This is a genomic window from Streptomyces sp. FIT100, assembly GCF_024584805.1.
Classification (GTDB): Bacteria; Actinomycetota; Actinomycetes; order Streptomycetales; family Streptomycetaceae; genus Streptomyces.
This window is the reverse complement of the sequence record NZ_CP075715.1, coordinates 2072978-2096639: the sequence shown is the minus strand read 5'-3', so window position 1 is coordinate 2096639 and position 23662 is coordinate 2072978. Positions and strand designations below refer to the sequence as shown.

General features: G+C 72.8%; 13 protein-coding genes and 3 pseudogenes. 7 read left to right on the top strand and 9 right to left on the bottom strand.

Translation table 11 applies throughout. From position 1 onward, the window contains the following. Positions 1-48: 48 nt before the first annotated feature. A complete protein-coding gene (locus KK483_RS09040) occupies positions 49-1710 on the top strand; it encodes a glycoside hydrolase family 13 protein (RefSeq protein ID WP_262004696.1) in 1662 nt (553 codons plus the stop codon). A 164-nt stretch (positions 1711-1874) separates the two neighbouring features. After that, on the top strand, positions 1875-2900 hold the full coding sequence (locus tag KK483_RS09035) for a LacI family DNA-binding transcriptional regulator (RefSeq protein WP_262009406.1): 1026 nt from the start codon (positions 1875-1877) through the stop codon (positions 2898-2900). 10 nt (positions 2901-2910) lie between these two features. Here the strand turns inward: KK483_RS09035 and KK483_RS09030 are convergent. Continuing rightward, positions 2911-3448 (bottom strand): annotated as a pseudogene (locus KK483_RS09030) (NUDIX domain-containing protein). A gap of 128 nt (positions 3449-3576) precedes the next feature. Continuing rightward, complete coding sequence (locus KK483_RS09025) at positions 3577-4194, bottom strand: hypothetical protein (protein WP_262004695.1); 618 nt, start codon at positions 4192-4194, stop codon at positions 3577-3579. A 102-nt stretch (positions 4195-4296) separates the two neighbouring features. On the opposite strand from KK483_RS09025, the gene KK483_RS09020 reads away from it, so the two are divergent. The 3 genes from KK483_RS09020 to pulA all read left to right on the top strand — a co-directional run bounded on the left by KK483_RS09020 (position 4297) and on the right by pulA (position 12976). Further along, complete coding sequence (locus tag KK483_RS09020; protein WP_262004694.1) at positions 4297-5505, top strand: glycerophosphodiester phosphodiesterase family protein; 1209 nt, start codon at positions 4297-4299, stop codon at positions 5503-5505. Between the two features lie 299 nt (positions 5506-5804). Then, positions 5805-7493: a carbohydrate-binding module family 20 domain-containing protein gene (locus KK483_RS09015; protein ID WP_262004693.1), complete on the top strand. Its 1689-nt coding sequence runs from the start codon at positions 5805-5807 to the stop codon at positions 7491-7493. Positions 7494-7636: 143 nt separating this feature from the next. Next, positions 7637-12976, top strand: a complete 5340-nt coding sequence (pulA, locus tag KK483_RS09010) for a pullulanase-type alpha-1,6-glucosidase (protein WP_262004692.1) — start codon at positions 7637-7639, stop codon at positions 12974-12976. Between the two features lie 18 nt (positions 12977-12994). Here pulA and KK483_RS09005 read toward each other — a convergent pair whose 3' ends face one another. After that, positions 12995-13768, bottom strand: coding sequence for a TetR/AcrR family transcriptional regulator (locus KK483_RS09005; protein WP_262004691.1), 774 nt, complete (start codon positions 13766-13768; stop codon positions 12995-12997). Positions 13769-13820: 52 nt separating this feature from the next. On the opposite strand from KK483_RS09005, the gene KK483_RS09000 reads away from it, so the two are divergent. After that, the gene (locus KK483_RS09000) at positions 13821-14120 is read left to right on the top strand and encodes a hypothetical protein (protein WP_262004689.1); all 300 of its coding nucleotides are present in this window, start codon (positions 13821-13823) and stop codon (positions 14118-14120) included. A 70-nt stretch (positions 14121-14190) separates the two neighbouring features. Here the strand turns inward: KK483_RS09000 and KK483_RS08995 are convergent. From KK483_RS08995 to KK483_RS08975, 5 genes and pseudogenes are all read right to left on the bottom strand, one after another. Beyond that, positions 14191-14793 (bottom strand): annotated as a pseudogene (locus tag KK483_RS08995) (flavin reductase family protein); the annotation flags it as partial. After that, positions 14793-15071, bottom strand: a pseudogene (locus tag KK483_RS08990) (metal-dependent hydrolase); the annotation flags it as partial. The pseudogenes KK483_RS08995 and KK483_RS08990, both read right to left, overlap by 1 nt. A gap of 86 nt (positions 15072-15157) precedes the next feature. After that, positions 15158-17107: a hypothetical protein gene (locus KK483_RS08985; RefSeq protein ID WP_262004688.1), complete on the bottom strand. Its 1950-nt coding sequence runs from the start codon at positions 17105-17107 to the stop codon at positions 15158-15160. A 62-nt stretch (positions 17108-17169) separates the two neighbouring features. Beyond that, positions 17170-17970, bottom strand: coding sequence for a tyrosine-protein phosphatase (locus KK483_RS08980; RefSeq protein WP_262004687.1), 801 nt, complete (start codon positions 17968-17970; stop codon positions 17170-17172). A 171-nt stretch (positions 17971-18141) separates the two neighbouring features. Next, positions 18142-21321, bottom strand: a complete 3180-nt coding sequence (locus tag KK483_RS08975; protein ID WP_262004685.1) for an alpha-N-acetylglucosaminidase — start codon at positions 21319-21321, stop codon at positions 18142-18144. Positions 21322-21434: 113 nt separating this feature from the next. Between KK483_RS08975 and KK483_RS08970 the strand changes: the two genes are divergently transcribed. Next, positions 21435-21905, top strand: coding sequence for a hypothetical protein (locus tag KK483_RS08970; protein ID WP_262004684.1), 471 nt, complete (start codon positions 21435-21437; stop codon positions 21903-21905). Positions 21906-22012: 107 nt separating this feature from the next. Here KK483_RS08970 and KK483_RS08965 read toward each other — a convergent pair whose 3' ends face one another. Continuing rightward, on the bottom strand, positions 22013-23557 hold the full coding sequence (locus KK483_RS08965; RefSeq protein WP_262004683.1) for a DUF1996 domain-containing protein: 1545 nt from the start codon (positions 23555-23557) through the stop codon (positions 22013-22015). Positions 23558-23662 lie beyond the last annotated feature (105 nt).

Below are 23662 nucleotides of genomic sequence, written 5' to 3'. Positions count from 1 at the left end.
ACCTCCGTACGTACGTTCCCCCTCAACCACCACCATCGCAGGGATGAAATGACCCAGCACCTCGCTGCCCCCGCCACCACGACGACGACCGGCACCCGTGCCGAGCCAGCGCCATGGTGGCGGGACGCGGTGATCTACCAGGTCTATCCGCGCAGCTTCGCCGACGGCAACGGCGACGGCATGGGCGATCTCGCGGGCATACGCAGCCGGCTCCCTTACCTCAAGGAGCTCGGGGTCGACGCGGTCTGGCTCAGCCCCTTCTACGCGTCCCCGCAGGCCGACGCCGGTTACGACGTCGCCGACTACCGGGCCATCGACCCGATGTTCGGCACCCTCCACGACGCCGACGCGCTGATCCGCAGAGCCCACGGCCTGGGCCTGCGGATCATCGTCGACATCGTGCCGAACCACTGCTCCGACCGGCACGACTGGTTCCGCCAGGCCCTGCGCGAGGGCCCCGGCTCCCGGCTGAGGGAGCGCTTCCACTTCCGCAAGGGGAAGGGCCCCGACGGCGAACTGCCCCCGAACGACTGGGAGTCCATCTTCGGCGGCCCGGCCTGGACCCGGGTCGAGGACGGCGAATGGTACCTGCACCTCTTCGCCCCCGAGCAGCCCGACTTCAACTGGGAACACCCCGCCGTCCAGGACGAGTTCCGCTCGATCCTGCGCTTCTGGCTGGACCTGGGCGCCGACGGCTTCCGCGTCGACGTCGCCCACGGCCTCGTCAAGGCGCCCGGCCTGCCCGACATCGGCTCCGGCGACCAGCTCAAGCTGCTCGGGAACGATGTCATGCCCTTCTTCGACCAGGACGGCGTCCACGAGATCTACCGCTCCTGGCGGCGGATCCTCGACGAGTACGAGGGCGAGCGCGTCCTCGTCGCCGAAGCCTGGACCCCGACCGTCGAGCGCACCGCGCTGTACGTGCGCCCCGACGAAATGCACCAGGCGTTCAACTTCCAGTACCTGACGACGAACTGGGACGCGCAGGAGCTGCGGACCGTCATCGACGGCTCGCTCGCCGCGATGCGCCCCGTCGGCGCGCCCACCACCTGGGTGCTGTCCAACCACGACGTCACCCGGCACGCGACCCGGTTCGCCAACCCCGCCGGACTCGGCACCCAGCTGCGCGAGCAGGGCGACCGCGAACTCGGTCTGCGGCGGGCGCGGGCGGCGACGTTGTTGATGTTGGCGTTGCCGGGGTCGGCGTATCTGTATCAGGGTGAGGAGTTGGGGTTGCCGGATGTGACGGATCTTCCGGATGAGGTGCGGCAGGATCCGTCGTTCTTCCGTGCGGAGGGTCAGGACGGTTTCCGGGACGGGTGCCGGGTGCCGATTCCGTGGACGCGTGAGGGTGTCTCGTACGGTTTCGGGGCGGGCGGCAGCTGGCTGCCGCAGCCGTCGGCGTGGGGTGAGCTGAGTGTGGAGGCGCAGAGTGGTGTGCCGGGCTCGACCCTGGAGCTGTACCGGGCGGCGCTGGCCGTGCGCCGTGACCACCCGGGTCTCGGCGCGGGTTCCATGGTCACCTGGCTGGATGCCCCCGACGGCGTCCTCGCCCTCGCCCGCGACGGCTTCCTCTGCACCACCAACACCACGGGCGCGCCGGTACGCCTCCCCGCTCCCGGCACGCTGCTGCTGGCCACCGGACCGGTGGCGGTCACCGACGGCGTGGCCGTGCTGCCCGCGGACACCACGGCGTGGTGGACGGTGTGACGATCCCCAGGCCGAGGGCCTGTCCTCCGGATCAGGCCGGATCAGCGAGCGGGGTCTGGCGCCGTGAATCGCAAGGCGGAGGAGGGAGTCATGGCGGAGCCATGCCGACCGACGACAACGCCGCGAGTGGCGGCGCCAGGGCACGCGAGCCCGGCAGGATCCGGATGACAGGCCCTAGGAGCGCCGGTGCGACCGGCGCTCCCCGGCTGGCCGACATCGCAGCCCAGGCAGGCGTCAGCGAGGCCACGGTCAGCCGTGTCCTCAACGTCCGGCCCGGTGTGTCGTCGGCGACCCGTACGCGGGTGCTCGCGGCCCTCGACGTCCTCGGCTACGAGCGCCCCGTGCGGCTGCGCCGGCGCAGCGCCGGACTGGTCGGTCTGGTGGTGCCGGAGCTCACCAACCCGATCTTCCCGGCGTTCGCCCAGGTCGTCGAGCAGACGCTGGCCGGCCACGGCTACACGCCCCTGCTCTGCGTCAAACAGCCCGGCGGGGCGACCGAGGACGAGCTCGTCGAGCAGCTGGAGGAGAGCGCGGTCAGCGGCATCGTCTTCCTGTCCGGGCTGCACGCCGACACCTCCGCCGACCCCGGCCGCTATGCCGAACTCGCCGCCCGGGGCGTCCCGTTCGTCCTCATCAACGGCTACAACGAGCGGATCCGCGCGCCCTTCGTCTCGCCCGACGACCGGATGGCCGCCGCCATGGCCGTACGCCACCTCGCCGACCTCGGCCACGAGCGGATCGGCCTCGCGGTCGGCCCCGTCCGCTACGTCCCCTCGCGCCGCAAGACGGAGGGCTTCCTGGACGCCGCGGGCCCCGGCGCGGAGCCCTATGTGCGCCACACCCTCTTCGGCGTCGAGGGCGGCCACGCGGCCGCCGCCGAACTCGTCGACGCGGGCTGCACCGGCATCGTCTGCGGCAGCGACATGATGGCCCTCGGCGCGATCCGCGCGGTCCGGGAGCGGGGCCTGTCCGTCCCGGGCGACGTCTCGGTCGTCGGCTACGACGACTCCCCGCTCATCCCCTTCACCGACCCCCCGCTGACGACGGTCCGCCAGCCCGTCCAGGCGATGGCCTCGGCGGCGGTCGGCGCGCTGCTTGAGGAGATCCGCGGCAATCCCGTGCCGAGCACGGAGTACGTCTTCCAGCCGGAGCTGGTGGTGCGGGGGTCGACGGCGCGGGTGCGGAACTGAGCTTGTCAGTTCACGCCGTCGGCCAGCCGCCCAGGGAAACGTTGAAGCCCTTGATCAGGTACTGGTGGAGGGCGCCGGCGGTGGTGTCGACAAAGTCGTCGGGGATGGCATCGGCGTCGACCCAGCGGACCTGGGAGTGCTTCCCCGGCTCGCGGTTCTCCAGTTCGCCGGTCCAGTCATGGGCGGCGAACACGACCGTGAGGAAGCCGTTGGGGGGCCTCCACGCCCCAGGCGCCGTGGATGACGTGGGCGACCGTGAGGGACTCGGGCTTCACCGTGAGGCCCGTTTCTTCGTAGAGCTCGCGGGCAGCGGTTGCCGTGATGGGCTCGCCCGGTTCGCTCTTGCCGACGGGCAGGTCCCACATTCCCTGGGCGAACTTGGCGTTCTCGCTGCGCTGGAGGAGAACGACCCGGTCGGTGGCCTTGTCGTGAACGATGACGGCCGCGACCAGCAGGGTCATCGATTCGAGCGCCGGCCTGAGCGCTGGGGAGCGGTCGTCTGTCTGCTGGGCCACGATGTTCCCTTCGTCGGGCTGCATGTTGGGCATGTCAGGCAAGTGTCTCGCGGGCTCTGCGGGCGAGATCGGCCGCGCCAGGGACACGGCGGCGTCGGTACAGGGCGACGGTGTCGCGGTCCGGCGGTGGGCGGTCGTTACCGCGTGGCTTCGGTCGAGGTTCAGACATCGGGTGCGTCCTCCTGTGCGGTGGTGTCCGAGGCGGTGCGGAGGAAGTCCAGGAGGCTGCCGTACGCGGCGCCGTGCGCGGTCTTCTCGTCCGAGCTGTGCTGCGGTGTCTCCGTTCCGGCGTCCACCGCGTGGAGCCAGGCCAGGACCGCGCCGAAGTGGGTGACCAGAGCGCCCTGCGCCGTCTGTGCGGCCCGGCCCGCCGGGGCGGGGCCCTCCACCTGGACCACGTGCAGCAGACGGGTGAGGGCGTGGTGCAGGGCGCGGGCCTCGTTCCAGAGGCGGCGCGCGGCCCGGCGGCGTTCCTCGCGCTCCTCGGGAGGGTCGCTCGCCTCGATGCCGCCGAGTTTGATGCCTGCTTCCGCCAGCGTGGTGTGCACCTGGCTCCAGCCCTCGGCGAAGGCGACGTAGGCGCTCTTGCGCGATTCGCGGAGCGCGCGACCGCGCTCCGCGCCGATCTGAAGCCGCGCCTGCCCCAACTGCGCCTCGGCCAGGAGCTGGGCCTGCCGTTCGGCCTTCCGTCCGGTGATCCACGCCGATGCCGTGGCCCCGACCGCGCCGACCGCTGCGCCGACGACACCGCCGAGGAGTCCTGCGAGTCCTGCGTCCATGGGGTGATGGTGTGCCCAGACTTCCCCTCGCGTATCCGGCACTTGGCCGACTGCTGGTCGTTCGTTGCCCAACGCGCAACGAACCGGCACTACTTGTGGGGGGTGACGATACTCAACGAGTTCTCGCCCGCATCCTCCTCGTCCTCCCGGGCCGTGACCGAGCGCCGGGGCGCCCGTCGGTTCACGCGACCGGGCGCGCTGCTCGCCGCGGCCGGTACGGCCGTCGCCGCGCTGCTCGCCACCGCGCTCTCCCCGCTCACGTCGTCGTCGGCGCTCGCCGCCGAGGCCGCCGAGTGCGTGCCCTCCCCCGTCCACTCGCCCTGGGGCCCCGGCACCGCGCCCGGCGCGCCCGCCGAGGTGCCGTTCCTCTCCGCCCACCGGGGCGGCACCAACCTGGCCCCGCAGCAGACCGCCGAGGCGTACCGCAGCGCCCTGGCGTTCGGTGCCACGGTGATCGAGATCGACATCCGCCGGCTGTCCGACGGCACGCTCGTCGCGTTCCACGACGCCGAGGGCCCCGGCGGACAGACCGTCAAGTCGGTGAACCTGGCGACGTTCAAGAGCTGGAACGCGGCCACCGGCGAATGGGTGGGCACCGCGCACGACCCGGCCCGCTACCTCACGTTCGACGAGGTACTGGCCATCGCCACGCAGGCGGGCGCGGGCCTCGACGTCGAGTTCAAGGAGGTCTACCTGCTGGACCGCACGCCGTACCGCCAGGTCGCCCAGGCCGTGAAGAACGCCGGGCTGATGGACCGCACGATCTGGCAGTACTCCACGAACCTGGACCCCATGATCTCGGCCGTCCAGGGCGTCGACGCCAACGCCCTCTTCAACTACAACCTCAGCGGCAGCGAGTCACCCTCGGCCCTGTACGACCGGGCCAGGGGCAAGGACTTCACGTTCGGCTCGGATCTCGCGAAGTTCACGGCGCCGAAGCTGGCCGCGATCCACGACGGGTGCGGCATCGCCGTGCCGCACAGCTACGACGCGGGCCCCGACCAGGAGTTCGCGCAGATCCAGCAGGGCCGCGCCAACGGCGTCGACGGCTTCCAGACCAACCAGGTGGACGTGGCGGCCGACGCCCTGGACCGCCCGGTGAGCTCCGCATGGCAGGCCGGCGCGACCCCGGGCACGGCCTGCCTGGTGAACCCGGCCAACGGCTACGGACTGCTCGGCCGCACGGTGACGCGCGGCGACGGCAGCACCGCGGTCACCGGCCCCGGCGGCTGCGTCACCACCCCGGCCGGGACCGTGTCCTTCGCCGGTGACGGCGCGGCCCTTCCGGCCGCGTCCCCCGTCACCGGCTGACGCACACTCAGATGGGCCGGCCCGGTCGTCCGGGCCGGCCCTTCGTCGTGCGGGGCAGCCTCGCCCACCGCATCGCGCATCGCGGGGCGGCGCCTGCAAGTGGGGCAGCGTCTGCAAGTTCTTGCGGACCTATGTCTTCCGTGTGTCGCACACATGTCGAAACCGTTGACCGATGGACGGTCTGGGCCTACGGTCACCTGCGCAGTGAGGTTTTCAGTTTTGCAGCAAGAACATTCAATCCTCATCCCCACCCGTATCTCCCCCCACCCTCACCCTCCACGAGCCGCAGGAGGAACCACATGGCCAGCAGGTCCCTGGCCGCCGCGCTCGCCCTCGCGGCGGGAGCAGCGGTCGCGGTGATCGCGCCGGCGGGAGCCGCGCAGGCGGCACCGCCCGGCACGAAGGACGTCACCGCCGTCCTCTTCGAATGGCGCTTCGACTCGGTCGCGCAGGCGTGCACCAGCACGCTCGGCCCGGCCGGTTACGGGTACGTCCAGGTCTCGCCGCCCCAGGAGCACATTCAGGGCGGGCAGTGGTGGACCTCGTACCAGCCCGTCAGCTACCGGATAGCGGGGCGGCTCGGCGACCGCACCGCGTTCGCGAACATGGTCGGGGCCTGCCACGCCGCGGGCGTCAAGGTCGTCGCCGACACCGTCATCAACCACATGGCCGCGGGCTCCGGGACGGGCACCGGCGGCTCCTCGTACACGAAGTACGGCTACCCGGGCATCTACTCCTCCTGGGACATGGACGACTGCACCGCGCAGATCACCAACTACCAGGACCGCGCGAACGTCCAGAACTGCGAGCTCGTGGGCCTCGCCGACCTCGACACCGGTGAGGAGTACGTCCGCACGAAGATCGCCGCGTACCTGAACGACCTGCTGTCGCTGGGAGTCGACGGCTTCCGCATCGACGCGGCCAAGCACATGCCGGCCGCCGACCTCGCCGCGATCAAGGCGAAGCTCGGCAACCCGGGCGTGTACTGGAAGCAGGAAGCCATCCACGGCGCGGGCGAGGCCGTCCAGCCCGGCGAGTACCTCGGCAACGGCGATGTGCAGGAGTTCCGCTACGCCCGCGACCTCAAGCGCGTCTTCACCAACGAGAACCTCGCCTACCTGAAGAACTACGGCGAGGGCTGGGGCTACATGGCGAGCGGCCAGTCCGCCGTCTTCGTCGACAACCACGACACCGAGCGCGGCGGCGACACCCTCAACTACAAGGACGGCGCCCCCTACACCCTGGCGAACGTCTTCATGCTGGCCTGGCCGTACGGCTCCCCGGACGTCCACTCCGGCTACGAGTGGACGGACAAGGACGCCGGCCCGCCGAACGGCGGCACGGTGAACGCCTGCTACAGCGACGGCTGGAAGTGCCAGCACGCCTGGCGCGAGATCTCCTCGATGGTCGCCTTCCGCAACACCGCGCGCGGCCAGGCCGTCACCGACTGGTGGGACAACGGCGCGGACGCGATCGCGTTCGGGCGCGGCGACAAGGCGTACGTGGCGATCAACCACGAGTCCTTTGCGCTGACCCGCACCTTCCAGACCTCGCTCCCCGCCGGGGACTACTGCGACGTCCAGTCCGGCACGGGCGTCACGGTGAACTCCTCCGGTCAGTTCACCCGGACGCTGGGCCCGAACACGGCCGTCGCGCTGCACGCGGGGGCCCGGAACTGCGGCGGGGGTACGAGCGCCACGGGTGCGTCCTTCGGCGTCAACGCCACGACGGTGCCCGGCGAGAACATCTATGTCACCGGCAACCAGCCGGCGCTGGGCAACTGGAGCCCGGGCAGCGCGCTCAAGCTCGACCCGGCGGGCTATCCCGTGTGGAAACTCGACGTCGCGCTGCCTGCGGGAACGTCCTTCGAGTACAAGTACCTGCGCAAGGACGCCGCCGGGAACGTCACCTGGGAGAGCGGTGCGAATCGCACGGCGGCGGTGCCGGCGGGCGGGCCGGTCGTGCTGAACGACACGTTCCGCACCTGAGGGACCTGCCGCCCCACCCCCCGGGGCCCCGGCTCCGGGGGGACTTCCCCGCCTCTTCCCGCGACCGGGGGCTCCGGCCCCCGGTCCCGGACCCCGTACGCCGGACGGGCTGGATTCCGGCGTCCTCCGAAGGAGAAACCCCTGTGATACGCCCCCTGCGCGGCAAGCGCAGAGCAACCGCGGCCGCCCTGGCCGCCGCCCTGTGCGCCGGGCTCGCGCCCGCGCTCCCCGCCGCGGCAGCGGAACCGCCGCCCCCACCGCCCTCGGACGCGAAGCTCGCCGCCGAGCCCGCGCGGCACGACCTGACCCGGGAGCAGTTCTACTTCGTGCTGCCGGACCGCTTCGCCAACGGCGACCCCGCCAACGACCGCGGCGGACTGACGGGTTCGCGCGCCACGACCGGCTACGACCCGGCCGACAAGGGCTTCTACCAGGGCGGCGACCTCAAGGGGCTCACCCAGCGCCTCGACTACATCAAGGGGCTCGGCACCACCGCCATCTGGCTCGCGCCGATCTTCAGGAACCGGCCGGTCCAGGGCACCGGCGACACCATGTCCGCCGGCTACCACGGCTACTGGATCACCGACTTCACCCAGGTCGACCCGCACTTCGGCACCAACAGGGACCTGGCGACACTGATCGACAAGGCCCATGCCAAGGGCATGAAGGTCTTCTTCGACGTGATCACCAACCACACCGCGGACACCGTCGACTACGCGGAGAAGACATACGGCTACCGCCCCAAGGGCGCCTATCCCTACCTCGACAAGGACGGCCGTCCCTTCGACGACCGCACCGCGCCCATCGGCAAGGTCGACCGGGACACGTTCCCGTACACGCCCGAGGCCACCGGCGGCAAGGTGCCCGCCTGGCTCAACGACCCGACCATGTACCACAACCGCGGAGACTCGACCTTCGCGGGCGAGAGCAGCGAGTACGGCGACTTCGCCGGACTCGACGACCTGTGGACGGAGCGCCCCGAGGTCGTCGAGGGCATGAAGCGGATCTACGAGAAGTGGGTCCGCGACTTCGACATCGACGGCTTCCGCATCGACACCGTCAAACACGTCGACCTCGACTTCTGGACCCAGTGGGCCACGGCGCTCGATGCGTACGCCGCGCGGCACGGCCGCGACGACTTCTTCATGTTCGGCGAGGTCTTCTCCGCCGACACGGCCGTCACCTCGCCGTACGTCACCCGCGGCCGGCTCGACGCCACCCTCGACTTCCCCTTCCAGGACGCCGCACGCGCCTACGCCTCGCAGGGCGCGGACGCAGGACGGCTCGCCCGGGTCTTCGCCGACGACTACCGGTACACCACCGACAAGGCCAACGCCTACGAGCAGGTGACCTTCCTCGGCAACCACGACATGGGCCGCATCGGCACCTTCCTGAAGCAGGACAACCCCGGCGCGAGCGACGCCGAACTGCTGAAGCGGGCCCGGCTCGCCAACGAGCTGATGTTCCTCAGCCGCGGCAACCCGGTGGTCTACTACGGCGACGAGCAGGGCTTCACCGGCGCCGGCGGCGACAAGGACGCCCGCCAGACCCTCTTCGCCTCGAAAACCCCCGACTACCTCGACGACGACCAGCTCGGCACCGGCCGCACCCACGCCGAGGACGCGTACGACCCCGGGCACCCGGTCTACCGCTCGGTAGCCGCACTCTCGAAACTCACCCGGGAACACCCGGCGCTGCGCGACGGCGTCCAGCAGGAGCGGTACGCCGAGGACTCCGTCTACGCCTTCTCCCGCACGGACGCCGGGTCCCGGGCCGGGGCCGTCGAGTATCTCGTCGCCGTCAACAACGCCACGGCCGCGAAGACCGTGACCCTGCCCGTGGACGCGGCGGACTTCCGCGTCCTGTACGGCGGCACCGCCGGCACCCCGGTCCGCGCCGAGGACGGCCGGGTCACCGTCACCGTCCCCGCGCTGGCCTCGCTGGTGCTGAAGGCGGACAAGCCGCTCCCCGCGCCCGCCGCCAGGCCCGCGATCACCCTGAAGGCCACCCCCGAGGGCCTCGTCACCGCGGACGTCGGCGGCGGGCAGCTCAACCGCGTCGTCTTCGCCGCCCAGGCCGGAAACGGCCCGTGGCGCACCCTCGGCACCGCCGACCACGCGCCCTACCAGGTCACGCACCCCGTCACCGCACCCGCCGGAACGGCCCTGCGCTACAAGGCCGTCGCCGTCGACAGCCTCGGCCGCACCGCGAGCGCGCTCGCCTCGACGACCGCGGCCCCCGTCCCGCCGCCCGAGAAGCCCACGGCCGTCGAGCGCACCTACGCCGTCGTCCACTACCAGCGGCCGGACGGGGACTACGACGGCTGGCAGCTGAGGTCCGGCGGGCTGACGGGCGCCTTCACCGGCCGGGACGCGTACGGCGCGTTCGCCTGGGTGAAGGTCCCCGAGGGAGCCTCGACGATCCCGTACACCGTGGAGAAGGACGGCGCCGCCGACGGGCCGCAGCGGACCATCGGCCTCGCCCGCACCGGCGAGGTCTGGATCGCACAGGGCGGGGACGGCCAGTCCGACACCGCCCCCGAAGGCACCTACCCGCCGCAGGACACCACCAAGGCCGTGCTCCACTACCAGCGGGCCGACGGAGACCACGACGGCTGGGGGCTGCACACCTGGACCGGGGCCAAGGAGCCCACCGACTGGTCCAGGCCGCTGATGCCGGTGCGCCAGGACGCGTACGGCGCGGTCTTCGAGGTCCCGCTCGCCGAAGGGGCGACCTCGCTCAGCTACATCCTCCACAAGGGCGACCAGAAGGACCTCCCCAACGACCAGTCGCTGTCCTTCGGCACCCACGGCCGCGAGGTCTGGCTGCTCGCCGGGCAGCCCGCGTACCTGCTGCCGACGACCGGCGGCGCGCCGTCGCTCGACCTCACCGGGGCCGAGGCGCAGTTCATCGACCGGAACACCGTCGTGTGGAAGGTGAAGGCGACCGACGCGACGAGTCAGCAGCTCGTGTACGCACCCGGCGGCGGCATCCGGGTCGCCGACGGCGCGCTCAGCGACGAGGGCCGGTGGCTGCGGCTCACCCCCTCCACCCTGACCGACGCCCAGCAGGCGAAGTACCCGCACCTGAAGGACCGTCCGGCCTTCACCGTCGACCCGCGCGACCGCGACCGTGTACGCGACGCCCTGCGCGGCCAGCTCATCGCCACCCAGCGCGCCGCTGGGGGCACCTCCCAGGCCGAAGGCTCTGGGGGAGGCGCCCTGCTCGCGGCCACCGGGGTGCAGATCCCCGGCGCCCTGGACGACCTGTACGCCGCCGAGGCGACGGGCGCGGCGCTCGGACCGGTCTTCCGCAAGGGCGTCCCGACGCTGTCCGTCTGGGCGCCGACCGCACGGAAGGTCGCGCTCGAACTCGACGGCAGGACCGTCCCGATGCGCCGCGACGACACCTCCGGCGTCTGGTCGGTCACCGGTCCCGCGAGCTGGCGCGGAAAGCCGTACCGGTACGCGGTCCAGGTGTGGGCGCCCAGCGTCCAGCGGCTCGTCACCAACCAGGTCACCGACCCCTACGCGACGGCGCTGACCACCGACTCGGCCCGGAGCCTCGTCGTCGACCTCGCCGACCCGAGGCTCGCCCCCGAGGGCTGGTCCACGCTGCGGAAGCCGGCCGCCGTGCCGCTGCGGGAAGCCCGGATCCAGGAGCTCCACATCCGCGACTTCTCGATCGCGGACCGCACGGCGAAGCACCCCGGCGGCTATCTGGCCTTCACCGACCGGGAATCGGCCGGTATGAAGCACCTCAAGGCCCTCGCCGCCGACGGCACCTCGTACGTGCATCTGCTGCCCGCCTTCGACATCGGGACCATCCCCGAGAAGAAGTCCGACCAGACCGCCCCGGCCTGCGACCCGCAGGCGTACGCCCCCGACTCCGATGAGCAGCAGGCGTGCGTCGCCGCCACCGCCGGGAAGGACGCGTACAACTGGGGCTACGACCCGCTGCACTACACCGTGCCCGAGGGCTCCTACGCCTCCGACCCGGAGGGCACGCGGCGGACCGTCGAGTTCCGGCGGATGGTGCAGGGGCTCGGCGAGGCCGGGCTGCGCACGGTCATGGACGTCGTCTACAACCACACCGTCGCGAGCGGGCAGGCGGACAAGTCCGTCCTCGACCGGATCGTGCCCGGCTACTACCAGCGGCTCCTCGACGACGGCACCGTCGCCACCTCCACCTGCTGCGCCAACACGGCGCCCGAGCACGCCATGATGGGCAAGCTCGTCGTCGACTCCGTGGTCACCTGGGCCAGGGAGTACAAGGTCGACGGCTTCCGCTTCGACCTCATGGGCCACCACCCCAAGGCGAACATCCTCGCCGTCCGCAAGGCCCTCGACGCGCTCACCGTCGAGAAGGACGGCGTCGACGGCAAGAGCATCGTCCTGTACGGCGAGGGCTGGAACTTCGGCGAGATCGCCGACGACGCCCGCTTCGTCCAGGCCACGCAGAAGAACATGGCGGGCACCGGCATCGCGACCTTCTCCGACCGGGCGCGCGACGCGGTCCGCGGCGGCGGTCCGTTCGACGAGGACCCGGGCGTCCAGGGCTTCGCCTCCGGCCTGTTCACCGAGCCCAACGCCTCCGTGGCCAACGGCACCCCCGCCGAGCAGAAGGCCCGGCTGCTGCACTACCAGGACCTGATCAAGGTCGGCCTCTCCGGCAACCTCGCCTCGTACACCTTCACGGACACACGCGGGCGCACGGTCAAGGGCTCGGAGGTGGACTACAACGGCTCACCGGCCGGCTACGCCGCCGCGCCCGGCGACGCCCTCGCCTACGCGGACGCCCACGACAACGAGACCCTGTACGACGCGCTCGCCTTCAAGCTGCCGCCGTCCGTCTCCGCCGCGGACCGCTCGCGGATGCAGGTGCTGGCCATGGCGACGGCGGCACTGTCGCAGGGACCCGCGCTGTCGCAGGCCGGCTCGGACCTGCTGCGGTCCAAGTCGCTCGACCGCAACTCCTACGACAGCGGCGACTGGTTCAACGCCGTCCACTGGGACTGCCGCGACGGCAACGGCTTCGGCCGCGGACTGCCGCCCGCCGCCGACAACCAGGCGAAATGGCCCTATGCCAAGCCGCTGCTGACCGCACCCGCGCTGACCCCCGGGTGTCAGGAGATCACCGGCGCCTCCGCCGCCTACCGCGAACTGCTGCGGATCCGCACGACCGAGGAGGCCTTCCGCCTCGGCACGGCGCAGGAGGTGCAGTCCGCGCTGTCCTTCCCGCTCTCCGGGACGGACGAGACGCCCGGCGTGATCACCATGCGCCTCGGCGACCTGGTCGTGGTCCTCAACGCCACACCGGAGCGCCGGGCCCAGCGGGTCGACGCGCTCGCCGGTGCGCCGTACGCCCTGCATCCGGTCCAGGCAGGCGGCGCGGACGCGGTGGTGAAGTCGGCGTCGTACGAGGCGGGCTCGGGCACCTTCTCCGTCCCCGCCCGCACGGTGGCGGTCTTCCGCCGCGGCTGACCCGGCGGCGGCCGTCGCTCAGGTGCGCTGCTGCGGCACCCGGACCGGCTGCTGCTGCGGCGGCTGCTGTTGCGGCGGCGGCGCGAGCGCGATGAGCCGGCCGACGAGCTCCCCGAAGGGCCCGTCGGCCGGCTCGTCCGCGAGGATCCGCGCCAGCACGCCGGCCATGCCGTCGTCGTACGCGGCGGGCACCGCCACCAGCGCCACGAAGTCGTGCACCAGTTGCAGCTCCAGCTCGGCGCGCGGCACCTCCCGCCCGTCCAGCCACAGCAGCGCCGTCGTCTCGGCGAGCGACACCCAGGACCGCACGACCAGCCGCAGCCGGGCGGGCGGATCGGTGATGCCGAGATGGGCCAGGATCTGTTCGTACGCCGCCTGCCTGACCTCGTCGACCATGGCGTTGGTCGTGGTCGCCCTGCCTATCGGGCAGGCTCCGCCCGCGGAGACCGCGGGACCGCCGCGCATCAGCGCCGAGAAGCCGGGCCCGTGCTCGTCCACGAAGTCGAAGAACCGGCTCATGACCCGCAGCAGCCGCCCGCCGAGCGGCCCTTCCTGCTCCTCCTCGAACCGCGCCGCGAGCTCGTCGGCCGCGCGCCGCAGCGCCGCCTCGTACAGGCTCTGCTTGCCGGGGAAGTAGTGGTAGACGAGCGGCCGGGAGATCCCGGCCGCGTGGGCGATCTCGTCGATCGACACGTCGTCGGGGGAGCGGTGGCTGAACAGCTCCAGCGCCACTCCGATCAGCTGCTGCCTGCGCTCCTCGACGCCCATTCTGCGGCGTACCCCGGTCGTCATACGGACAGCCTAACGGGCACCTGTTCGGGGACGTCCGTTACGCTCCCTGCACATGACCGTTTCAGACCAGGAGACCCCTCAGGCCCCGGACGCCGGGGGCATGTCCCCGCGCCAGGCCCGGATTCTGCGGATCGCCGCCGCGTCCGTGCTGCTCGTGGCGCTGGCGGCCGTGCTGGCGGTGCGGCTCGCCAGCCGCACGTCCGTCCTGGTGGTCGGGGTGTACGGACTGGCCATGATCCTGTGCGGAGTTGTGATCGAGCTGAGCCGCCACGGCCGCACCCGGCTGGGGACCTGGCTGCTGGGCGCGGGGCTGGTGGCGGCGCTCGCCGCGGACTGGCTGCTGCTGCCCTGACGGGACTTCGCGGACACGGCCCCGGGAGCACGGCCCCGGGTGCACGGCCCGGGTGTCCGAACGACACGAGCTAGAGGTCGAGCACGAGGCGTTCGCCGCGGCACCGTGAGACGCAGATCAGCATCGAACCGTCCCGTTCCGCGTCCGTGAGCAGCTCGTCGCGGTGGTCGATCTCGCCTTCCAGGACCCGCTGTTGACAGGTGCCGCAGAAGCCCTGCCGGCAGGAGTACGGAACGTTCGGGAGCTCCTCGCGCACGGCGGCGAGGACCGAGCGGTCCGCGGGGACGGTGACGGTACGGCCGGAGCGGCGCAGTTCCACCTCGAAGGCGCCGCCGGGGGCCGCCGCGGCGGCGGTGAACCGCTCCACGCGCAGCTCGCGGCCCTCGGGGAGGGCCTCGGCGACCGCGTCCATCAGCCCTTGCGGGCCGCAGCAGTAGACCACCGCCCCGGCGGGCACGCCGGCCAGGAAGCCGAAGTCGGGGCGGCCGGGCGTGATCTCGGCGCCCAGCTTCCGGGCCTCGTCGGCGTACGGCATGGTGGCGCGCTCGCGCCCGCAGTACACCATCCGCCACTCCGCGGTGCCCGCCGCGTGCACGGCCCGCACCATCGGCAGGACGGGCGTGATGCCGATACCGCCCGCGACGAAGACGTACGCGGGGGCGTCGGTGAGCGGGCCTCCTGCCCGATGAACCCCATCACGTCCTCGCGCAGCCGGTCGTCGCGGATGAGCGGCAGGACCTGTTGGTAGACATGGACGAACCAGCGCTCGCCCGCCGGCAGCAGCAGGTGCAGCACATTGATGGTGTGGGTGGTGAACGGGTCGCCGGGGACCCAGTGGAGCGGGGTGCCCTCCCAGTCGAAGGCGACCTTGCGGGCCTTGAGCGGAGTGTGCTCGGACGCGATCGCGGCGGGAGCGGGCCGCGAGTGCTGCCTCTGCTGCGTATGAGACATGCTGTCAATGTACTGAGGAGTACGGCACGGGAACAGAGGCGTGCAACGGGGAATCGGCGGTGCACCGAGGGCTTCGCCCCGGGCCCCTACCGCAACGCACCCACCTTCGTGCCGTCCGCCAGCCGCCCGTGCAGCTGCGCCCGGGCGCCCTGCGCGGCCCTCACCGCCAGGAGGTTGCCGTCGGAGGTGCCGCTGACACCGCCTGAGGTGGCCAGGGAGGTGAACTGGCCGCTGCCCGCGGCCAGGACGTACCAGCGGCCCGCGCGGGACTTCCACAGCACGCCCGCCAGCACGCGCGGGTCGCGGCGGCCGCAGGACGGGCTGGTCTCGGACCGGGCCGCGATCGCCCCCTGGGCGGCGGCGGGCGGACGCGACGACGGGGGCTGGAACTGGGCGAGGGTGCGGCTGCCCGTGCCCCGCCAGGTCTCCGCCCGGGTGCACAGCCAGGCCGCGGTGCCGTTGCCCTCGGGGAGGCGCTGGCGGGCGTACTCCCAGGAGTTGACCGTGCGTACGCCGTGCGCGCGCACCGCCGGCAGCAGGCAGGCCGTCCGCGCCCACGCCGTGCGGGCCGCACCGGTCGAGACATCGGCGGCCCCGGTCGGCGGGCCCCAGGTCAGCCGGGCCGGGGCGAGTTCCCCCAGGTCGGTCACGAGCCGGGCGGCGGAACCGGTGGCGTCCCGCAGCTCCAGCGCCTCCCAGGAGCGGCAGTCGCGGGCCTGGGCCGGGCTCGGCAGCGGGTCGGTCACCCCGTGCCCGTCACGCCGCAGCGGCCGCGGCGCCCCCGCCGGTTCGAGCAGATCGCGCACGACGGCGCCGCTCACCCAGGGGGCCGTCAGAAAGCGGACGTTCCCGTGCCCGCGGCCCACCACCAGCGCCCCGGACGACGCCGCGTCGGCCCCGTCGACCCGGGCGAAGTCGAGGGCCGCCACCACCGTCGAACCGTCGCCGGGCTCGGCGTACCGCACGATCCGCAGCCCGTCGTGGAACAGCACCACCCGCGACTGGTCGACCGCGCCCGCGAACAGCAGCTGCGGGGCGTCCATCGGCGGCCCCGGCGGGGTGCCGGGCGTCGCCGACGTCCGCACCCGGCCGCCCGGCCGCGCCCAGACGGCGAGCGCCCTCCGCAGCAGCGCACGGTCGCCGGTCAGCTCCCCGCGCGCGGGCCACACCGAGAAGTCCGTCCGCGCGGAGCTGTGCCAGGCCATGGGCGCGACACGGTGCAACCGCTGCGGGTCCAGGGCCGCTTCGGCCGCCGGGTTGCGCGCGTACGACGGGGCCGCCGCGCCGTCCGGGCCCCAGCCCCCGCCGGGCAGCCCCAGCAGGGTGCCGCACACCAGCAGCGCGGCGGCGGCCGCGAGCACGGCCTTGGCGTGCTGGCGGCGGCGCATCAGATCCGTCGGCCGGGCCTGGAGGGAGCACGGGTCGAACTCGGGTGAGTGCAGCAGCGCGGCCGCGCTCCTCCCCTCCGTCGCCTCGACCCGGTCCGCCTCGGCGAGCGCCCCGCGCGGGTCGGCGACCCCGGCCGCGGTGAGGGACTGGCGTACCTCCGCACCGGTCAGCCCCTCCAGGCCGCGCAGCACGTACGCGGCACGGGCCGGGCCCGTGAGCGCGGACAGCCGCTGGTCCAGGGCCAGTTCATCGGCACCGCCCGCCCGCGGGAACAGCCGCAGTCCCCACACCTGCGGCAGCAGCGGCGGGAACTGCGCCCGCTTCGGCCAGGCCCGGAAGCTGAGCGGAAGCCCCGCCTCCAGCGCCTGCCGCACCACCCGCCCGCGCACGAACAGATACCCCGGCGCGGCGGCCCCGCGCGGCGCGGGCACCCGCGCGCCCGCCTCCGGCCGGGCCGCCCGGCCGCGCGGCAGCGAGCGCTGGACCACGGAATGCGCCGTCACCACACGCCGGTTGCGGCCGAGCGAGGGCGGCAGCACGAGATACGCGATCCGCACCAGGCGCGGGTAGTGCTCGACGAGCGCGGCCTCCGCCTGCTCGACATCGACCGGGCCGGGGGCGAGTTCCTGGGTTCCCTGGGTGCTCACATTCAGCAGAACGAGGGAATCCTCCGATAGTCACCGCGCCTCACCGCCGCCTCCGGACGGTCTCAAGGGGCCGTGACGAGCCGCTCCCTGATGCGCTCCACCGCCTCGTCCGGCACCCCCAGCCACTCCCGTACGTACCTCTCCATCGACCCGTGGCGCCTGGTCACCTCGTCGTACGCCGCCGCCAGGTAGTCCGGCGTCACCCCGACCACCGCCAGCGCGATCTCCGGGTCCCCGCCCTGCGCCGTGAACCCCTCCACGAGCGGCGCGAACGCCTGGCGCACCGCCGCGTTGACCGACAGGTACTCCGCCGTGATCGCCGCCTCGTCCGCCCCGAGCACACTCAGCAGGACCGTGGCGGCCCAGCCGGTGCGGTCCTTGCCCGCCGTGCAGTGGAAGAGCACGGGCCCCGAGCCGGGGTCGGCGAGCTCCCTGAGGAACGCCCCGTACCCGTCGCGGGCCGACTCCGTGGAGACGAAGGCCCGGTACGTGTCGGCGAACATCGCATGCGCCCGCCCGCCGCCCAGCTCCCGCTCGGCCGACGCCGGATCCCCCAGCACCTCGCGCAGCCGCGCCGCCGCGGGCAGTGTGCCGGAGGTGAGGAAGTCCGCGAGCACGTCGGCCACCCGCACCCGCACACCCGGTGGCAGATGGTCGGGCCGCGCCCGCCGCTCCTGCTCCGTACGGAAGTCGACGACCGTGCGGATCCCCAGCGCCGCCACGGCCGGATCGGCGGCCGGGTCCAGCCGGGCGAGCTGCCCGGAACGCAGTGCGACACCGGACCGCACGACCCGTCCGCCGGGCAGCGGGGTGGCGCCGAGATCGCGCAGGTTGGCGACGGTCGTGGCGGGGATCGCGGTCATGAGAGCGGCTCCGGCGGTCGGTTTCCCCCAGCTCCCCCTGTTCCCCCTGTTCCCCCTGTGTCGTGCGTATCTCTGTTTCTACCGTTCTACCGTTCTACCGTGCCGGGCGTGGACGGCGAGGGACGGCGCGCGCGGATCCACCCGCGACGGGGCCGGTCCCCGGGGCGCAGGTCAGTCCGGTGGCCACCCCTCCAGAGCGCTGAACTCGGCCGTGCCCCGCGCCCCGCTCCCGCCGTGCGCCGCCGTCATGAACAGCCCCGCGTCCTGCACCGCCGCCGCGCCCGGCACCGTGACCGTGGCGACCGCCCGCCACGTGGTCCCGCCGTCGGCGGAGAACTCCCCGGTGAAGGAGGCGCCCGAGCGGCTCAGCCGCAGCAGCACCGGGGCGCGCACGCCCGCGGCGCGCCGGCTCCCGTCGAGCGTGCCGTCGCCGTCCGTGTCGTACGACAGCACCACGCCGTTCGACGGAGTGACCGCGAGGTTGAGGAAACCGGGCGCGTGCGGTGCGGCCAGGCTGTTGCGTACGACGATCCCCGCCCGCGCCCAGGGGCCGGTCGCCGTCTGGGCGTCCACCCGGACCGTGAGGCTGCCGCCGTCCGCGAGCGCGCCCGGCCGGTGGACCGCGCCGAACTGGGCCGTCGACCGCCACAGGTCCCGGCCCGAGCCGTTGATCGCGAAGCGCCCGCCGAGCTGCCCGAACACGGCCGCGTTGGTCGTGTACGTACGCCACCCGGCATCCAGCGGCCCCGCCACATGGAGGCCGCCCCGCTGGACCGCGGTCACCGGCTCCTCGCCCCGCGGACCGTAGCCGGCGCTCAGTTCGTACGGGAGCGGCTCCAGCGGCGCGGCGAGCGGACCCGGCGGAGCCTGGACCGTCCACGCGTCCGCCGTCGCGGAACCGGCCGCCGCGACCGGCGGCAGGGTGCGCGCCGGCTGCTCGCCGAGACCGGTGAGGCCGAGCACGACCGGCCCGGTCGGGCGGAACCCGTTCACGTTCCTGAAGACGGCGGTGACCCGGCACATGCCGCCCGGCGCGAGCACCGGGGGCACCGCCGTGACGGCGACCGCGCCCTGGTACGGCGCACCGGACAGCGCCTCGTGCACCCGGCGCGCCGTCCGGTGCGGATCGTGCGCGGGACGCAGTGGATACGCTCCCCGCTCCCGTGTCCACGACTCCTCCAGCGCGTACCAGTCGAAGCGCTCCGGGGGGCGATCCTGCGCCAGGGCGTCCTCCAGCTCGTCGAGGAACGCCTGCCACTGCGGCAGATGCACGTCCCCGATCAGCCCCTGCCAGTCGCGGTTGGCGTAGTTCGCGAGCCGGCCGCTGTCCGCCGTGGCACGGTCCGCCCAGGTGGTGAGAAGGGTGCGGGCGGTGCGCTCCAACTGCTCGCGCTCGGCATCGGACCCGGCCGCGCGGCGGGCGTCCTCCAGCCAGGGCCCCAGCAGGAACGCCCGGTGGGAGCCGGCCGTCTCCTCGCTCAGCCGCATCAGCCTCAGCCACAGCCGGGCCAGGGTGCGGAACGCCGCCAGGTCGCCGCGCCCATGGGCGGAATGGAGGTGCGGCAGCAGCTGCCACGAGCGGTTGGCGAGCACCTGCCGGGTGACGTCGGTGAGGTCGTAGCGGTACGCGTCGGAGCGGCGCAGCTCGGGCGCCACTGCCAGCAGCGCCGTGAACGCCTGGTCGAGAAGGCCCGGGTTGTAGGAGAGGGTGCGCGGTGCGTAGGAGGCGTCGGCCGGGGCGCCGAGCGACGGCCTGGCGCCGAACCTCGAATCGTGCGGACGGCCGTCGGCGGCGCTGATCCGGTAGACCGAGTCCCGCAGCCGGGCGAACGCCGTGCGCGCCGCGTCGTCCGGGCCGCCGTAGCGCAGCTCGGCGTACGAGGCGAACCAGGCGTCGCGGTCGACCGGCTCCCTCCGCCAGGCCAGCTCCGAGAAGAGCTCCAGCGCCGCAGGATCGCGCTCGGCGGCCTCCGGCATGTAGGCGGTGCCGGCGAGCGCGGAGCCCGGCTTGTCGCGCCAGGCGGTGAACCGTTCCGTCCAGGTGTGGGTCCTGGCGCCGAGCGTGGTCCGGCCGCCGAAGTTGGGGATGGTGCCGAAGGCGTACGGCGCCCCTCCCCAGTCCCGCTCCCGGTCCTCGACGCCGTCGGTGTCGGAGAGGCCGTCCACGATGAGGACGTGCTGCCGGTCGAGCGCGTCGAGCAGCTCGCGGCGGGGGTTGGCCTGCCAGCCGAGGATCATCCACAGCGCCTCGGGGCAGGCGGTCCGCAGGGCCCGCTCGACGGCGCGCGCCGCCTCCGGCACGGGCACGTCGCCCGCCGTGCCGCCCTCGTGCAGCAGGTCCATCTTGAAATGGCCGATGTCGCCGAAGAGTTCCCGCTGGTGGCGGTAGAAGGCGGCCGCGACCCGGGCGAAGACCTCGCCGCGCGGGTCGAGCCAGTCGGGGCGGCGCAGCGCCTGCCAGGTGCCCTGGGGGACGGTGCGGGCCCCGGGGTTGCGGGCGGAGAAGCCGTCGGGGACGGTCCCGAAGTAGCCGGGCATGACCGGGGACATGCCGAGTTCGCGCAGCCGGGCGGCGACGCGGCGGCCGAGCTCGGTGCGCCGGGCGATCAGAGCGGGGCTCATCGGGCCGCCGTACCCGCTCAGGTTCTGCAGCAGCCACCAGGGCTGGTGGGACGGGGCGGGCAGCCAGCCGCGGGCCTCGGCGTCGGAGTAGCCGAAGTCGAGCAGCAGCCGGTGGTAGACGGCCTCCTGGCCCACCGTCACCAGCACCTCGTTGCAGCCGTGGAGGGCGAGGACGTCGATCATCCGCTCCCAGCGGGGCCAGTCGGCGTACGGGGCGGTGTAGCCGTCGTGGGTGTCGTTGAAGGCGAACCGGTGCGCGACGGTGGCTTCGCGCTCCAGGGGTCCGGCGGGGGCGGGCAACCGCTGGGGGAGTTCCAGTTGGCTCCCGGACCAGGAGATATGGGCCCGGCACACATATTTGAGGTACCAGTGGACGCCGGTGAGCAGGACGGCCGGGGTGGTGCCCTCGACCTCGATACGGCCGGTGGTGCCGGAGACGCGGAAGCGGTCGGGGCGTCCGGTCCCGGCCGGGACCGGGACCGGGACCACGGTGAGGCGGAACTGGGCGGCGTGCTGGGGGAGGAGCAGCCGCAGGAGCGCGGCGCGCGCGGAGTCCGCGGCCCCGGCCGCTGCCGTGTCTCCTGCCGTGTCCTGCGCCGTGTCCGTGTCTCCGCCGGCGGGCGTGCCCGCTCCTGCCGTCGAGGCCCCCGAGGCGGGTGACGCGAACGCCGCCGTCACCCCGATGGCCCCCGCACTCCCCAGCAGTGAACGTCTCGACAGCCTCGTCATCGCCACTCCTCGGTGGTGCTTCTGTGGTGCGCGGGAGACAGCAGGTGCGTGAGGTGCGCACGTTACCCCGCGTTCGCCAGCGCACCGGTGTGCCGAGCGGGCACGATGGCGAGATGCGTACGGAACGACGGCGAATCACCACCCCGATAGCCCTGGCCGCCCTGGCCCTGACGGCCGTGGCGGCCCTCTCCGGCTGCGGCGCGGACGACGAGAAGGCCCCCGACGCGCCGGAGACGGCGACGGGGACCCTGGAAGAGCTGGCCGCGAAGGCCGAGTGCGAGCCGAACATCCAGACGGATGCCGAAGAGCTCCGGCAGGCGAACTGCACGACCGGTGACGGGAAGTACGTGCTGGCCACCTTCGCCACCGACCGCGGCCAGCGCGAGTGGATCAACGAGGCGAACGACTACGGCGGCTCGTATCTCGTCGGCAGGAAGTGGGTCGCGGTCGGCGACGAGAAGGTGGTCGCGGCGCTGCGCGGCCGGCTCGGCGGGACCGTGGAGGCCGGCTCGTCGCACGGCCGGCACCCGGGGAGCGGGAGCGGCGGTGGGGGGAGCGACGAGGGGCACTCCGGCCATCACTGAGCCGGCCGCGCAGGTCTGAGGGGTGTGGGGGAGGGGGGAAGCAAAGCTGGTGGTGCGGGCAGGGCCCGCACCACCAGGGAGGGTTCGGCGAGGAGTCCCCGGCTCGCTCAGCGGCAGCGACGGCCGCCGTTGATGCAGCTCACCACCTTGTTCATGAGGTTCTCGTCGAAGACGTTGATGAAGTCGCCGTGGTCCGTGATCGGCTTGTGCAGCTGCTCGGGGAAGGAGTCGACCGCGAAGACGCTGGGGTTCTCCCCGTCGAAGAGCGGCGGCGGCACGTCGTAGACGATCCGCTGCACCAGCTGCGGAATGGCCCGGAAGCCGTTCTGGCAGCGGCCGTTCCCGTCCGCGAAGGCGACATGGGTGCGGTGGTTCGCACTGTCGGTGTTCTGACCGTCCCAGCAGCTCTGGAACGTGAATGTGCGGACCACCTGACTGCCCTCGGGGCAGATCGGGTACTTGTCCTTCAGCTGCCGGTCCTCGAATCCCGTGCAGCTCCAGGACGCATTGGCGTTGGCATCACCATTGGTGAACGCTTTGGCGTCACCGGTGATGATCCGCAGGAAACGCGGCATGGCCGTCACCCTGCTGACCGGACTTCCCACGAAATTCAGTGTGACCTGGGCCGGGGTCTGGATCTCTCCGACGTTCTGGTCCTTGCCGCCGCCGTCGGCATTCGCGTCGTTCTCGTCCTGGCCGTTCTGCAGACGCAGCACCGGCCAGTAATAAGTCGACCTGTCGCCCTGATTGCGGCAGGTGGTCTCGCCGTTGGCGAGGTCGTCGTCGCTCGCGAACGCGTCGTTGGCCTGGTTGCCGACGTAGTCGTGCATATGGTGGGCGCCATTGCTCACACCCGGCGCGACGATGACGTTGTCCGGGTTGAACTTGCCGTTCTGGTTCCGGCCGCAGTCGGTGGTGAAGGTGCCCCGGGAGGCGCCGCGGCGGTTGCGGGGGGTGCTGACGTTCGGCTCGACGGACTGGATGTCGACGAAGTCGGCTTCCTCGGGGCCGTTGCCGGCCTGACCGCCGTTGCCCTGGTCACCGCCCTGCTCGCCGCCGTCCTGGCCCTGCTCGCCGCCGCCCTGGTCCTGGCCGCCGTCCTGTTCGCCGCCGTCCTGACCCTGGTCCTGTCCCTGGTCCTGGCCGTCGCCGTTCTGACCGTCGCCGCTCTGGTCGTCGTCGGCGCGCAGGGTGCAGGGGGCCATGGCCTCCAGGCCCTGCGGCTGGTCGGCCTCCTGGTCGATCAGCGCGACGATCCGCTGGATGATCACCAGCCGCTCGTTTCTCAGCGGCGTCAGGATCTGCTGCTCACCGAAGGCGGGATCGCTCTCGATCCGCTCCTTGTTCTCGGCGAACCGCTGATAGGCGGTGGTGATCTGGGTGTCCAGCGTGGCGAGTTCACGGTCGACCGACCCGCGCACTCCTTCGGGTACTTCCGGCAGTTCATTGCCGACGTCCGGGCAGTCGATGGTCGACATCGACTGCCCGGCACCGGTGGTCTGGGCCGGACGTTGGCCGGTCCAGCCCCAACCCTCACCCGCCGATGCGTAGTAATTGGCGCCTACCAGCCCACCCCCGCCCAGAATGAGGGCAGCCGAGGCGGCGATCGCCCGGTTTGCCAGCGTTGAGCGTTTGCGTGTTGAGCGTCCCATGGAACTCCAATCCCGGGAGGGGAAAAGGCGTCGTTCCATACGGGCCCCGCATGCCGCTCGTTCAACCGCCCCTGGAATTCGTAGAAATCTCCACTCGCAAACCGG

Bases quoted from the DNA above. Each gene is read 5' to 3' on its own strand.
- KK483_RS09035 (WP_262009406.1), top strand. From the start codon at position 1,875: ATGACAGGCCCTAGGAGCGCCGGTGCGACCGGCGCTCCCCGGCTGGCC.
- KK483_RS08975 (WP_262004685.1), bottom strand. From the start codon at position 21,321: ATGACGAGGCTGTCGAGACGTTCACTGCTGGGGAGTGCGGGGGCCATC.
- KK483_RS08980 (WP_262004687.1), bottom strand. From the start codon at position 17,970: ATGACCGCGATCCCCGCCACGACCGTCGCCAACCTGCGCGATCTCGGC.
- KK483_RS08970 (WP_262004684.1), top strand. From the start codon at position 21,435: ATGCGTACGGAACGACGGCGAATCACCACCCCGATAGCCCTGGCCGCC.
- KK483_RS08965 (WP_262004683.1), bottom strand. From the start codon at position 23,557: ATGGGACGCTCAACACGCAAACGCTCAACGCTGGCAAACCGGGCGATC.
- KK483_RS09000 (WP_262004689.1), top strand. From the start codon at position 13,821: ATGACCGTTTCAGACCAGGAGACCCCTCAGGCCCCGGACGCCGGGGGC.
- KK483_RS09025 (WP_262004695.1), bottom strand. From the start codon at position 4,194: ATGGACGCAGGACTCGCAGGACTCCTCGGCGGTGTCGTCGGCGCAGCG.
- KK483_RS09005 (WP_262004691.1), bottom strand. From the start codon at position 13,768: ATGACGACCGGGGTACGCCGCAGAATGGGCGTCGAGGAGCGCAGGCAG.
- KK483_RS09040 (WP_262004696.1), top strand. From the start codon at position 49: ATGACCCAGCACCTCGCTGCCCCCGCCACCACGACGACGACCGGCACC.
- KK483_RS09015 (WP_262004693.1), top strand. From the start codon at position 5,805: ATGGCCAGCAGGTCCCTGGCCGCCGCGCTCGCCCTCGCGGCGGGAGCA.